The 12,997-nt window shown below is 59.7% G+C and carries 7 protein-coding genes; 6 read left to right on the top strand and 1 reads right to left on the bottom strand.

Annotated elements, in window-relative coordinates; all coding sequences use genetic code 11:
• Window positions 1-865: 865 nt before the first annotated feature.
• The 6 genes from CHB75_RS22545 (at window position 866) to CHB75_RS19135 (ending at window position 5,689) form a co-directional block, all read left to right on the top strand.
• Window positions 866-1,144: a 4'-phosphopantetheinyl transferase family protein gene (locus tag CHB75_RS22545; RefSeq protein ID WP_089273475.1), complete on the top strand. Its 279-nt coding sequence runs from the start codon at window positions 866-868 to the stop codon at window positions 1,142-1,144.
• 318 nt (window positions 1,145-1,462) lie between these two features.
• The gene (locus CHB75_RS19150; protein WP_089273473.1) at window positions 1,463-1,951 is read left to right on the top strand and encodes a YcjF family protein; all 489 of its coding nucleotides are present in this window, start codon (window positions 1,463-1,465) and stop codon (window positions 1,949-1,951) included.
• 8 nt (window positions 1,952-1,959) lie between these two features.
• Complete coding sequence (locus CHB75_RS21790; RefSeq protein ID WP_176439210.1) at window positions 1,960-2,124, top strand: hypothetical protein; 165 nt, start codon at window positions 1,960-1,962, stop codon at window positions 2,122-2,124.
• Window positions 2,125-2,135: 11 nt separating this feature from the next.
• Window positions 2,136-3,866: an ATP-binding cassette domain-containing protein gene (locus tag CHB75_RS19145; RefSeq protein ID WP_089273471.1), complete on the top strand. Its 1,731-nt coding sequence runs from the start codon at window positions 2,136-2,138 to the stop codon at window positions 3,864-3,866.
• Window positions 3,850-4,983, top strand: coding sequence for a prohibitin family protein (locus CHB75_RS19140; protein WP_176439212.1), 1,134 nt, complete (start codon window positions 3,850-3,852; stop codon window positions 4,981-4,983). The genes CHB75_RS19145 and CHB75_RS19140 overlap by 17 nt, the downstream gene beginning before the upstream one ends.
• Before the next feature lie 7 nt (window positions 4,984-4,990).
• Window positions 4,991-5,689 carry a thioesterase II family protein gene (locus tag CHB75_RS19135; RefSeq protein WP_089273467.1) on the top strand — a complete coding sequence of 233 codons (699 nt, stop codon included), beginning with the start codon at window positions 4,991-4,993 and terminating at the stop codon, window positions 5,687-5,689.
• A gap of 28 nt (window positions 5,690-5,717) precedes the next feature.
• Here the strand turns inward: CHB75_RS19135 and CHB75_RS19130 are convergent, their stop codons facing one another.
• Window positions 5,718-12,950 (bottom strand): non-ribosomal peptide synthetase, encoded by a 7,233-nt coding sequence (locus CHB75_RS19130; RefSeq protein WP_089273465.1) that lies wholly within the window; start codon window positions 12,948-12,950, stop codon window positions 5,718-5,720.
• Window positions 12,951-12,997 lie beyond the last annotated feature (47 nt).

Here is a 12,997-nt window from a genome sequence, read left to right as displayed (position 1 = left end):
ACATTAGGTCTCGTGCCAAGCTGATCTCCATTGCAGATACTAGCTTGAATCATGATCAGCTGAGGGTGGGAATCCCTTTTGTCAACACGTCCTAGGTAAGGAAAAGCTCTCCTTTGGTGACAGAAATTTTGCGTTGCCGGTGTGCGCACTTTGGAGCGCCATTACTCTTTGAGCACTTAACGGCAGCTGCCGACTCACGAGCGCAGGGACCAGCGCCAAAGGGTGAGCTTTCCGGATACCGAAAATCTAGGAAGGCAAGAAGCATCCAAAAAGGTATTTTTCCCTTGTGTTACAACGGCTTTCATATTTCCGGTAATTTTTTGAAGAAGGACCGACCGCGCAGGCCGATGACCACGGCCTGGCAATTGCCTTGCGATGGAAGCATAAGTGAGGAGGCAGAACGTATCTTTCGAACGGAACGAAAGCCGCCACAGTCATTCGCGCGATCATTGTGTCGACGCAGAGGCCATGAAGGCGCTGCAAATGAGAGCCACCGCTACTCCCCTGTCGCATTGGCTTGACCAAGATGACCTCTGTGTTCTCTGGATGGCGGCGAAATGGCGAGGCCTGAAATTGCCGTACCGACTGCACTGGATCGGGCCGTGGCCAAGCGCAAAGGCGAGTATCGTGGAGGCCGGGCCTGCGCGAAGGACTCGATCCGTCAGTTGAAATCGGCTCTGCCTGCATTTGACGAAAATTCAAAGACCGGCCGGTCTTTGGGCCGGACCGCACACCAGTCTGGGCCAGTGAGCATCACAGACAGTCTTGCCCGCAGCGACAGCTTTGTGATCCGTGTTACGAGACCGTCAAAACGCTTCACCGGTCAGGGAATAGACATTGAAGCAAGCGTCCCACCCAGGACAGTGTGGACCTTGCGCCCAAGATATTCCGACCGGAGGAACTGGCGATTGTCACAAACACTCTTTGGGCGCACTATGGTTCGACGCGGCTTTTTTTGGCGAAAGAGGCGGTATTCAAGGCGGTCCACCCGACGGTCAATCGCTTTGTCGATTTTCACGAAGTGCGGCTCAGGGCAATGTCTGCCGAGGAACTGTACTTTGGTGTGATGCCGACCTGTCGTCCCAGCTGGGGCATCAACGCTCGTTGCGTGCCCGGGCCGCATGGTGGCGCAGGCATGTGGTAACCTTTTGCGCTCGGCCCCGACTGATCCCCGGTGTTGATTTCTAATCAGTCCCAAGGCGGTAGATTTCTCTTTCCGATGGGAAAATTCTTGCAATATTAACATTTTGTAAACCTTTCTGGATTTTGACCGCCCCTCACCCGAATCACATATTCAGATCACATAAATCAGAACAAAAATTTCCGTGGGGGCAAATAAAGTTGGACTTTGACGGCATGTTATCGAATGATTGCGACAGTAGGTGACGTAGACAAATGACAATTTTCGACCATCCCTGGTTTCTGGTCCGATCTATTTCCCAAAACGACACGAGGTGACACCATGGCGACTGCGACGATTTCGAAAGACAATGACAAGACAGCAAATGCTGTGGATATCCGGCACCAGAAAGTTGCTGAAATCATATCATCTTCGGTGAAATGGTCGGCGGCGGGCGGCGTTGTGCCTGTGCCCTACCTGGATTTGCTCGCTGTCGGTGCGGTACAGGTCCAGATGGTGCGCAAGCTTGCTGCCGCCTACGGGCAGGAAGCCGATGAACAGAACCTCAAGGCGATAATCACATCGCTTCTGGGCACGCTCGCCCCGGCAGCTGTGAGCACCACCCTGCTCGGCTCTTCGGTCAAGCTTATTCCAATTAGTGGTACGCTGCTCGGGAGTGCCGGAATGGCTGCCTTTGCGGCCGCATCTACCTATGCCATCGGCAAGGTCTTTGTGCGCCACTTTGAAGGCGGCGGATCGATGCTCGACTTTAGTGTTGATGCGATCAAGAAGGAATTGCAGGAAGAATTCTCATCCTCGAGAGCCAACTAGGCCCGAAAATGATGCACCCGGTTGTCGTCATAACCTATCTTGGCCTCTGCGCCATTGTGGGGCTTTTAGGTCGTGACCGTGCTTTGGGTTTTGGCGGGTCATTCATATTCGCCATCATCCTGACGCCGCTGATCGTGGCCATCATGCTGCTCCTGACCCAGCCTAAGCATTAGTTGTCGGAAATATGACCAAAAAGGCGTCCCAAACCGCTCAGCCCCACGGGCTGGGCGAAAAGCTATTGAGGCTGATGGCCTCTGGTAATCGGACCAAGCAAAAGGCACGGGATTTCCGGCTCGTCCGGCTTTGGTCATCCATCGGAAAACCGGGACTAGTGAACCTCGGACTGATCGCGATCCTGTCGGCGACCTGCGGTACCGTCGTACTGTTCTTGCTGAACGCAGAAGCGCGTGAAGTAGAATATCACGGCTATTCCCGGCTGATGGCCTTTGGCTTTCTGCTGTTGCTGATCATCTATCGTTGGGCGCAGAACTACCTGATTCGTGAGGCGACCCAATCCATCGAAACGGCCTTGCACGACCGCCGTCTGGCCACCGCCGAAGATGTTTTGAATCTGTCGCTTGAGGACATCCAGACTGTTGGCCTGCGCAATGTGATGGACGGATCCGACACGCATTATTCGTCGCTGTCACAGACACTTGTACCGATTATCGCAGGGGCCGAGGGCCTTGTTCTGCTGCTGTTCATGTTTGCCTATCTGCTGTTCCTGTCCCCCTTGGCAGCGCTTTTGACCACAGTCGTCGTGGTCCTGACCGTTGCGGGGTTCCTAACCAGCCGTGGCATGCTGGACGACGACATGCGCCGCGCCACCAAGGCAGAAGAGAAATACCGCGAAATCACTGAAGGTCTGGTACGGGGCGCGAAAGAACTTAGCCTCAATCCCGCGAGGCGTCGCGATTTCCAAACGGATGTGCAGAACCGGTCCGAATATCTGGCCCAGGGACGCGGAAATGCGGCGGCGCATTTCGCCGGCATGCTGGCCACCGGCAATTCGGCTTCTTACCTGATGGCCGGGTCGGTTGTGTTCATCATGCCGCTGATTTCACAGGATTCTTCGGCAGATATATCGCGCATCATGATTGCGGTGATGTTTCTTCTGGGTCCGATCAGCGCTGTGGTCCAGACGTTTCAGCAGGTGACGACGGCTCAATATGCACTGTCAGAAATCGATGCCTTTCAGGAGCGTGTTGCCGCCCTTTCGGCCCGGCGCGAACAGGACACCTCGACCGAAGAGGCCGAGTCGTTCCAATCTGTTGAACTGGTCAACCTCTGCTATCGCCATGGCGGCGAACAGGGATTTGCCATCACGGATATCGATTTTTTGCTGACCCGGAACGAGATCGTTTTTATGACTGGCGGCAACGGGTCAGGCAAGACCACGCTGCTGCGGGTTCTGACTGGGCTCTATCCTCGCCGCACAGGCGACATCCAGTTGAATGGGGCCGCGACCCCACTGTACCAACAGCAGAGCTACCGCAACCTGTTCTCAACTGTATTCGCCGATTTCCACGTCTTTCCAGAGCCCTACGGGTTAGATGAGGCCGGGCTGAAACGGTTTGAACACTGGTTGAACGAACTCGGCATTCGTGACAAGTTCGGCCCTGACCTGCGTACGATCGACCCCGCCGCGCTGTCAACCGGACAAAAAAAGCGGCTGGGTCTGGCATTGGCATTGGCCGAGGACCGGCAGATCCTGATCCTTGACGAGTGGGCCGCCGATCAGGATCCTGAAACGCGGCGACGGTTTTACCGCGAAATCTTGCCGGGCCTGAGGGATGCCGGCAAGACCATCCTCGCGGCGACGCATGATGAACAGTATTTCGATTGCTGTGACCGCAGGGTCCACATGGCGACCGGGCGCCTGAATCTTGAGGTGAATGATGAGCCCATCCAGTAAAAAACGCCTGCGGCGGCTGTCCAACGGGCTGAGCTTTGCGATCCTGATCGGGATTATGACCGTTGTCCTGCTATGGGATCTTATGGTTCACACCACGCCGGTCGGCCACGTCAGTGTGGTATGGCACCGTATGGCCTGGTCGCCCGAGGATGTCTCGGATGGACCGCTCGATGAAGGGGTGCACGTTATCCTGCCTTGGGACAAGTTTTACACTTACGACAGCCGACTGCAGACCTTTGATCAGGTCTACGAAGTTGTGTCCCGCGACGGACTACATATGGAAGTCACGCTGACATTCCGCTGGCGGGCTGTCGAAAGAAATATCGTCGAGCTCAACACCAACGTCGGCCTCAACTACCTTGAAACGCTGCTGGTGCCAGTGGTCGGGTCGGTCGCGCGCGAAGTCGTTTCGCGCCACGAGGCGGAAAAACTCTATAGCGTCGATCGCAGCAAAGTGCAGACCGAAATTTATACGCGAGTGGTTTCACACGACTATCCCAATGGCATCGGAAAACGCACGACAGAGAACGACACCGAAAATCTAGTAGTGTTGGAAGATACGCTGATCAAAAGCGTGCGCCTGCCGCGGCCTCTACAAGAGGCGATCGAACAAAAGCTGGAACAGGCCCAAAGGGTCGAAGAGTACAAATTTCGGGTCGAGACCGAAAAGCTTGAGAGCGCGCGAAAGAAGATCGAAGGCCAAGGTATTCGCGAGTTTCAGGAAATTGTTGCGCCCGCGATCTCAGAAAGTTATCTGCGCTGGCGCGGAATTGAAGCGACGCTGCGGCTTGCCGAATCCAACAACGCCAAGGTGGTCGTGATCGGCAATTCGGAAACAGGACTGCCATTGATTTTGGACACCAGTTCACAGGGCATGGATTTGACGCAGGGGTCGCAGCGCTTCGGCACAGACATTCCGACGCAGCCGATCCTTCCGGACACGATCCGGACCGGCGATGGAGAGATCACCACACAACGTCCGGATTCCAAAGGCACGATCGGCCATATAGAAACCGGCGATGTATCGGGAGAAACGACTTTTGTACCGGTCGAAGAGTTGAGCAGTTCGTCCCCGGTGACCAAACCGGCGCTAGAAAACCCGCCCAAAAACCCATGAGCCGGATATGCGTGATCTGATCTGCCTGCCCTTTGCCGGCGGAGGCACCGCCTTTTTCCATCCCTGGACTGTTCAGCCACCCCGAGGGATAAAAATCCACCCGATCTGCCTGCCGGGACGCGAGGCCCGGATCAGGGAGGTGCCGTTTACGCGGATGGCACCGCTTCTTGACTGGCTGGATGCGCAACTGGCACCGACCCTGCATCGCCCGCATATCCTGTTTGGCCATTCGATGGGCGGCGCTATCTGCTATGCCCTATGTTTGCGCCGTATGGAGCGCGACCTCCCCCTGCCGCAAGCGTTGGTCGTTTCTGCCTGCCTGCCTCCGCCAATCCAGCGGCCAGTTATGATGCACAAACTGGATAAACCCGCCCTGTTAGACCGGTTGCGAAGCTACGATCCAGCCAATCTGGCGTTTGATACCTACCCGGAGCTTTGGGATCTGATGGAGCCAGTCCTGCGCGCGGATTTCAGCGTGGTCGAAACCTTTGATCCAAGCGAAACGCCTCCCTTGCCCATCCCGGTAATTTCACTGTCCGGACGCGACGACCCACTGGTACCTGCAACCGAAATGGCACGATGGTCAGACAGGGGGCGCGGGTTTCAGCACCACTTTTTTGACGGCGGGCACTTCTTTCTGCGCGACGCGCCCGCCGAGGTTCTGCACTCAGTGGCGCGCTCTGTTTTGGAACTCACGGGCAGGTAAGCCCGGCGATGAGGCCGTAACCAGGGCATCATATCCCAAGGTCGGCGGCCAGCGCTTCCAAATCAATCCCATCCAAGGACGCGACTTTAGGGACGGCAGCGGCCTTCACCAACGCCGCGCGCATGGCGCTGCCAAAGGCCTCGGCCACCTCGCGGCGGACAAGTTCAAGATCGGCGCTCAGCGACAGGAAAAGCCCTGTATCGCTTTCATGGGCCAGAATGCTTAGGACATGCCCGGTACGGAACGCGGGGTCGACGCCATGCCCCAGCCCATCCCAATCAATACGCAATCCCGGCGTGGCACCCTGCCCGCTTTTGGCAGTCGACAGGTCGCCAAGATAATTCAGCGCCATTGGCGCCTGCACCTTGCGAAGTGCGTCGCCATCGCTGCGCTGCCACGCCAGCAACCCAAAACCAAGTCCGCCGCGTGGCAGTTCTGTCAGCGGATCGCCCGACGATTGCGCGCCCAGCACCACGGGCGTGATGCGCGTAAACCAGCCAACAACAGCCGAACAATCCGGAACCTGCCGCGGTAGATCACGTCCGTGCGTTTCCAAATCAATCACCGTTTGCGGCCAGCCCAGAACCTCGGTCGACGCATCTGCCATCGCCCGCAGCAGCAATGACTGCATGTCCGCGCCCTTATGTGCGTCAAATGCCGCTTCTGAAACGGGAATATCAAGGCGCAAATGCATCATGCCACGCACCGCACCGTTCACTGGCTTGGGCAGGGTCAGGGTTTCAGACAACCGGGCGACTCCCTCCCAAAAAGGCTTTTCGGTTGCGGTGATCGGGGAAAACGCCTCTTTGGCCAATGCCGCACAGATATCCGAATAGCGTGCGCGCAATTTGGGCAGCGGTGTCTGCGAATTGCGCAGCACCTGATCAAAATCTGCAACAAGGGTTCGCCAGGACAGCATGTCCACTGACATGTGATGCGCCACCAACAGCAGTTGGTCGTGGTCGGCTTCACGCAACAACAGCGCGGAAAATAGTCGGCCCGAAAGCGGATCGATTCCGGCGTGGGTTTGCTCTGCAGCAGCGTCGCGCCGGGCCGAAAGGCTGGCAGGCGGCACAAGGCGCAGATCTTCGATCAACAGCATTGGCTGCTCTGGCGGCTGATCTGGCTCTTCTATCGTGCCCTTATCGGGATCGATTCTCAGGTTCAGCGCACCATGGCGGCGCAGCAATACCTGCAGCGCGTCCTCAAGGCCCGCTGGATCTGCGCGTTCCGGCAGGGTGATAAGGACCGACTGATTGAACCGGCGGCGCAACTTGACGTCGCGCGACAGGAACCAAGCTTGCACCGGATGCGCTGGAACCGGACCAAATTGCGAAGGTACATCTTGACCGTGCGATTGCCGCGCGACAGAGGACAGTGCCACGGCGCTTTGGTGATGCAGGATCTCTGCGGCGGTCACCTCGATCTGTTTGGCAGCCAAGGCCCCGACGGCCCGCACCGCCGAGATTGAGTCACCGCCCAATTCAAAAAATCCAACGGTCGGATCAATACTCTCCCGCTCCAGCATGCGGGCAAATACAGCGGCAATGCGACGTGCAAGAGCCGGGATTTCGATCGGGTCAGTCGACGCAGTACTAGAGCCCTGCGCAACAAGGTCGGGCAATTCGGTGCGCGCCAGCTTGCCGTTGACTGTGCGCGGCAGCGTCTCGATCTCGCGCAGGATACCGGGCACCGCATAGCGCGGTAGATGGGCGGCGGCGTGGCTGCGGATGCGGTCGAGAAAACCATCCTCGACAATGCGCGGTTGGCCAGCGGCGTCAAACAGGTGTGCATGGAGCGGGCTTTCACCGAATCCGGATGCCATATGCGGCACCGCCGCGCCGATCGGCGCGACATTTTTTGCCCCGCGCATCAGAGCGCCATCAATGTAAAAATCCGGATGCCGACCGCCCGAATTCAGCGTTCGGGCGATGCGTGCGCGGATTGTATCGCCCTGACGTACGGCTATGCCATCGGCCCCCAGCGGCACGTAAACCGGAAGCCAGCTTGACGTATCGCTCAGCACATCAATCCGTCTGTTTGCGCCCACGTCCATCGTCAGCCACATCACAAATCCCGACATATGCCCATCCCGAAGCACCGTAAGGGTAATGTCATGATCCCCTTCCAGCGCCATGTCGCGAGTAAAATCCAGCTCTTCAAAAACATCAGAGCTGCTGAGCACCCGATCACGGTCGAAACGGCGCAGACACAGCCTAAGATCAAAAGGCCGACCGCGCTGTTCAAAGATCCGGCGCACATAATCCGCCGCCACGGTCGAAAATCCGGGGTCAATCTGTGACAGCGGCAGATCCACTGCGGCGATCCGGGTCACGCTGCTGCGGGGCAGCATGTTTTCCGGTTGGCGCAATTTGGCACGTACTCCGTTCAGGATCGATGCCGCACCTTCGGAACCACCGATGCCCCCCACAATTTCGGAAATGCACCAGTCGGCGGGTTCCGGCAGTACCACTTCGGTCGCATCGCCTGTCAGAACCGTGATCCGGTCCTGCAACCCAGCCTCGGCGACGGCAAGCCGGGCGCGGTCGGCAATCTCGGGGTTGATTTCGACTGCGTAAACATGTCGGGCCCCCGCCTCGATAGCCATGCGCGACAGGATGGCATAGGGGCCGGGGCCGACCTCAAGCACGACTTGACCGGGCAGGTGGCGCTGGAACCCTTCTCCGTAGCGCGCATTTCGGCCCCGATCACCCGCCATGGCCTGATAGACCACGTCATCATAAACAAAGAACTCGGCGACTGAAGGCCAAAGGCTGACCGGCCCGGGAGCTTTGAGAACCCAGGCACCCAGCGTTGTACGCCCTCCCGCCCCGATCACAGGGGCCGCGATTGCACGGGCGACATCGGGCGCCGAGTTCAGCCGTGCCTCGACCTCGGCCAACTCCAACCGCTGGCCCGAGATCTTGATCTGATCGTCGCGCCGACCAAGAAATACAACCGCCCCGTCATCGCGCAGGATACCGATATCGCCGGTGACGTAGCGCCGCCCACCGGAAACATCTGCCGACGGAAATACCAGCGAAGTCAGGTCCGGCTGCCCCAGATAGCCGCGTGCCAGGCCAGCGCCATGCAGCATGATTTCGCCCGGGACGCCCACCGGCACGGCGCGACCCGATCCGTCCAGCAGCGCCAGACCAGTGCCATTGATCGGTCGGCCTATGGGCACCGCAGCGTGTGTAACCAGCGGATCAACCAAATGCATGGTCGAACAAACCGCATTTTCCGCCGGGCCATAGGCGTTTATCAGGCGAAGTCGGTTGGCAAGGCGACGGGTCTCCTCCGGCCGAGCGGATTCGCCTGCTGTGATCAACACCTCAAGCGTGTCTGGCAGCACATCGCGCGCCACATCCAGAAAGCTCGGCGGCAGGGTGATATGTGTAATGCCATGATCCGCCATCACCCGTTTCAATGCCGCCGGATTTTCCAGCGTGTCGCGCGCCGGGATGATCAGTCGCCCCCCGGCGAGCAAAGTGACAAACACTTCGGACACATGCGCATCGAACACCGGGGCCGCAAATTGCAGGAAACGGCTGCGGGCGGTGACGCCAAAGGTCGGGATTTGCTGGCGCACCATATTGGCAACGGCACGGTGTTCGATCATCACCCCCTTGGGCGTCCCTGTCGATCCTGAGGTAAAGACCACATAGGCCAGCGCCGACGCGGCGGCACGGTCCACCGCCTCTGTGGTGGGTTCGATGTGTTGCACCCGCAGGGCCTCTTTTGCCGTGCGTGTCTCATCAGCCTCAAGCAGAACAACAGCGTTCGCATCCCTGATTACCGCGTCAATGCGCGCCCGGGGCCAGCGTTCGTCGAGAGCAACCCAGGCGCCACCGGCCTTGAGAACACCCAGGATTGCCACCACTCCGGCAGCCGAGCGGGCGCCCGAAACGGCGACGGTCCGGTCGGGTCCGACACCACGCGCGACCAACTCCTGCGCGACGCCGTTCGACCAGTGGTCCAGTTCGCCATAGCTCAGCGTTCTCTTATCATCCTCGACGGCGATAGCTTCGGGCGTCGCTGTGGCAACCTTGGTGAACAGTGCAGTCAGGCTGGTTTCTTCTGCCATCAGATCGGTGCGGTCGAGCGCGGCAATCAGTTCCGACTGCGCCGCATCAAAGGGACTAAGCGCGCCGATGGCACGGTTCCGTGCGGTCCCCAGCTGCTCAAGGATGGTCTGGAAATGCCGGGCGATCCGGGCAACCTGTGTCGCGTCAAACAGCGCAGTATCGTGATTGAGGTCCAGCACCAGCGCGCCGGTGCGGCTGTCATGGGTGACGTGGAACACAAGGTCAAACCGGCTGAAGGCCCATTCAGTATCGCGACCAAAGGGCGTCAGGGTCACCCCCGGCAGGCTCAGCTCGGGGCGGTCGGCATCAAACAACACCAGCATGACATTGCACACCGGATTGCGCGACAAATCGCGCGGCTCGTTCAGGTCGCTAACCAGTCGGTTGAACGGCCAGTCCTGATGGTCAAGCGCCTCGTGCGCCCGCCGCGTTACATCTCTCAGTGCATCGCCGACGCTGGCTGCACGATCAAGGGACACACGCAGGCAGAGGGTATTTGCGAAGAACCCGATTTGATCCGCCAGCTCCGGGTGGTTGCGGCCCAGCACTGGTGTGGCGATCACCATATCCGGCTGATCCGCGCGCTGATCCAGCGCGATTGCCAGCCCCGTGAGCAGCGTGTTGAACAGGCTGCTTTCCATATCTCGGGAGAGGCTGAGCAGATCACCGGCCAGGCCGCTGGGAAAATCGTGCCGCAGGGTGGCACCTTCGAACCGCTGTCGCGCCGGGCGCGGCTGCGCCTCGGGGAGGACGACCGCTCGGGGGGCGGCTTCCAGACAGGTTTTCCAGTATTGGCGCAGGCGCTCTGCTTCGGGGCCGGACAGCCGCGCGTTCTGCCATGCGATTACATCGCGGTATTGCAGGACCGGCACAGGCAATGGCGCATCAGATACATAAGCCTGCCCAACCAGCTCGACCACAGTGTTCAGCGATTCTCCGTCGCAGATGGCATGATGAAAAGAGATCACCAGAAAGACCGGCCCGCCCCCTGTGCACTGCGCCGCGATGACGCGCAATAGCGGAGCGACCCCCAGATCAAACGGGCGCTGACGTTCCCTGTTCAGCAGATCCTGCGCCGCGTGGTCAAAACCAACGTCGTCGGGCAGCGCAAGCATTTCGATCCGGAAATCTGGCTGGGGCACAACCACCGACCTTGGCGCCCCGTCCACTTCCTCGATGCGGGTGCGCAGGATTTCGTGGCTCTGGATCAGATGGGTAAATGCGCGTTCAAGCCGGATCAGATCCAGGCCGTCGTCGGCCCGGAATCCGAAACAGAGATTGTAGACGGTCGGATTCAGGCCGATCTTCTGCATCGCCCACAAAGGTTCCTGCGCATCCGAAAGCGGGTCATTCGCGGCGGCGGGCGCCTGCGGGATCGACACCATTGCGCCGTCGGCGCCCAGGTGGTCGTCAAGAATTTTGGCAAGCGCGCGAATGGTCCGCGCGGCAAAGAAATCAGCGATGCGCAACTCTATCCCGGTATCACGATAGATCGCGCCCAGAACCTTGATCGCCTTGAGGGAGTCGCCACCAAGGTTGGCAAAAGGGGTTTCGACGCCGACGATGTCCAGTTTGAGAATTTGCTGCCAGATCGCCTCGACCCGCCGCTCGGTTTCAGTTTCCGCAGGCACCGGCCCCGCGTCACCATGAACAAGAGCCTCTGGCCGGGGCAGCGCCCGCTTGTCGATCTTGCCGTTCATCAGCAAAGGCAATGCGGTCAGCGGCACGATGAAACGCGGCAGCATGTAATCCGGCAGTGTATCGCGCAATGTACCGCGCAGCGCATCCTGCTCGCTGGCGCCTGTGACATAGGCCACCAGAAACGGATCGGCGGGATCGTCGCGGTTGATGACGACTGTGCAGCCTGTGATGCCGGGCACATCGCGCAGCGTGGACTCGACCTCGCCACCTTCCACCCGGTTGCCAGCGATCTTGACCTGACTGTCGCGCCTTCCCAGACATTCGATCTGCCCATCGGGGCGCAGCCGCCCCATATCGCCACTGCGGTACAGGATATCGTTGGCCTCGGTGCCAAACGGATTGCGCTGAAATCCCGCGCGGGTTGCCGCGGGGTCGTTGAGATAGCCCAGCGACGGATACCCGGTGCGAATACAGATTTCACCGATCTCGCCCGGCACAGCAATCCGGTCAGGTTTGAGGATCAACACATCGGTGTCCGGCAGGCTCTGGCCAATGGGCAGCATCCCGTCGGGCAGATCACCGTCCGGCCCAACGCGGGCAAAGACCTTGGCCAGCGTGGTTTCAGACGGACCGTAGAGGTTGACGATCATCGCGTCAGCCGCAGCGCCCGCCACCATGCGCCAGGCTTTGACATCGCGACCCAGCAGCGGCTCTCCGGCCAGGAACAGATGGCGCAGGGCGACGGGTGTTACCCGGTCCGTGCCGGATGACAGTGCCAGTTCCGAGGTTAGCAGGCGTAACAGGCTGGGCACGCAATGCAGCAGGGTCACCTCGTGGTGGCGCAGCCAGTCCAAAAGTTTGCGCGGCACCGCAATCAGGTCGCGCGGCGGCACGGTGACGACTCCACCTAAGGTTAGCGGCAGCAGCACGTCGCGCAGGCTGACATCAAAGGTCACAGGTGCCAGTTGGGCGCTGCGCGTCGACGCATCCAGATCAAAGCTGTCGCGCTGCCATGTAAGGAAATGGTTCAGGCTTTTGTAACGCCCCAGAATGCCTTTGGGTGCGCCGGTCGAACCTGAGGTGAACATGACATAGGCCGCTGCGTCAGGGCGCATCGGAGCCAGTTCCAGCGGGGCGGGGGCGAATTGTTCCAGCGCGGTGCGCGGCAGGTCCGGGGCAAGAGATTGTGCCAAATCGCCAAGGTTCTCTGCATGCAGAAGCCCCACCGGCCCGGCCCGTTCCAGCATGGCGCGGATGCGCGCCGCTGGCAGGCTTGGGTCGACTGGCATAAAGGCGGCACCGCTGGCAGACACCCCCAGCATGGCCGCGATCTGGGCCGCACCGGCGGGGGCCAGAACGGCGACAATCCGCGCCTTGTTTGCGCCAAGAGGTAGATCCGCCGCCCATGCAGCCACCCCCCCGGCCCGCAGCGCCAGCTCACCTCGGGTCAGCGTCCCGGATTCGTCAGTGACCGCCGCCGCATCGGGGAATTGCTGTGCCAGAGTCAGAATCGCGTGGCGGTAGTCGATCATGGTAATAGCCTTGTCTTCATGTCTGGTGCCACTCGCGCGGCGGTTCA

The sequence above is a fragment of the Puniceibacterium sediminis genome (genome assembly GCF_900188035.1).
GTDB lineage: Bacteria > Pseudomonadota > Alphaproteobacteria > Rhodobacterales > Rhodobacteraceae > Puniceibacterium > Puniceibacterium sediminis.
This window is presented reverse-complemented; position numbering and strand designations above follow the sequence as displayed.